Origin of the sequence: Streptomyces sp. NPDC007856 (assembly GCF_042868225.1) — a bacterium.
Taxonomy (GTDB): Bacteria; Actinomycetota; Actinomycetes; order Streptomycetales; family Streptomycetaceae; genus Streptomyces.
In genome coordinates this window covers 1-1,385 of sequence record NZ_JBIAEC010000115.1, presented here as the reverse complement: position 1 = coordinate 1,385, position 1,385 = coordinate 1, and the positions used below count along the sequence as shown (strand labels likewise).

General features: G+C 68.2%; 1 protein-coding gene. It reads left to right on the top strand.

Features of this window, described 5'->3' with window-relative positions; genetic code table 11:
* Positions 1–294 precede the first annotated feature (294 nt).
* Positions 295–1,374, top strand: a complete 1,080-nt coding sequence (locus ACFYOH_RS44830; RefSeq protein ID WP_388638137.1) for an IS110 family transposase — start codon at positions 295–297, stop codon at positions 1,372–1,374.
* Positions 1,375–1,385: the final 11 nt, after the last annotated feature.

Here is a 1,385-nt window from a genome sequence, read left to right as displayed (position 1 = left end):
CTGTGAGTCTTCATCTGGCTGGTCCGGGACCGGCTGGCAGGGTTGACGTCGGTCGCCTCGTCGTAGTCGTGACTCGTGACAAAAGTGGCCCCCACGGGTGCCTTGCCTATGAACTGTCCGACTATGGCGGGCGGTCGGCGCCGACCCGGCCCACCTCGGTGGCCTGATAAGAAGCCTGCCCGGCCCCAAAGGGCCGTGGCCCGTCACAGTTCTGCCTCGAAGTGACCTCTCCCGGGCACGGCGCCGGTCCGCAGCGACCGGGACCACCGCCTCACGGAGAGGAACCCTGATCGCGTGAACACCATTGTCGCCCAGGCGCATTCATTCGTCATCGGCGTCGACACCCACGCCAAAACGCACACTTACGCCGTGCTCGCCTCCAGTGGTGAGCACCTGGGCACGGAGGCATTCCCCAACACCCACGCTGGCAGGGCACGAGCCATCAACTGGGCTGGACGTCGCACTGGTGGAGACCTCGGTGCTCTGTGGGTGATCGAGGGGGCGGGCAGTTACGGAGCCCAGATCGCCCGCCAGACGGCACGCGCCGGCTACCAGGTGGTTGAAGCCGCCAGAATGGGCCGCGCCGGCCGCCGCGGCATCGGCAAATCCGACCCGATCGACGCCCGGCGGATAGCCGCTGCCGTGCTTCCGCTCCCCGAAGAACAGCTGCGCACTCCACGAATGGACGAGGGGGTTCGGGCAGCAGCACAGATCCTCCTCACCTCCCGGGACGAGCTCACCAGCGAGCGGACCAGGGCCGTGAACGCCTTGACTGCCCTGGTGCGCATCGCCGACCTCGGCATAGACGCCCGTCGTCCCCTCAGCGCCAGGCAGATCGGCGAAATCGCCCGCTGGCGCCCCCGTGAGGAGGACCTCGCCGCCACGACGGCCCGCACCGAGGCCGTCCGTCTGGCCAAGAGGATCCTCGCCCTTGACACGGAAATCGCGGACAACATGAACCGAATAGGCGAGCTCGTCGACGCCAGCCCTGCGGCCGGCCTCCCCGAGGAAACAGGGATCGGCCCCGTCACCGCTGCCACCGTCCTGGTCGCCTGGTCCCACCCGGGACGGGTCCGTGACGAGGCCGCGTTCGCCGCCCTCGCCGGAGTGAGCCCCATACCCGCCTCCTCGGGCAACACCACTCGCCACCGCCTCAATCGCGGCGGCGACAGGCGTCTCAACCGAGCTCTGAACGTCATCGCGATGGTCCGCATGGTGCATCACCCGCAAACCCGCGCCTACGTTGACCGACGGCGGGCCGAAGGCAAGACAGACCGCGAGATCCGCCGCTGCCTCAAGCGCTACCTCGCCCGACGCCTCTACCGTCATCTCAACAACGCCGCCGCGGCCGAATTGGGGGTTGACGGGACATAGAAGCTTCATAG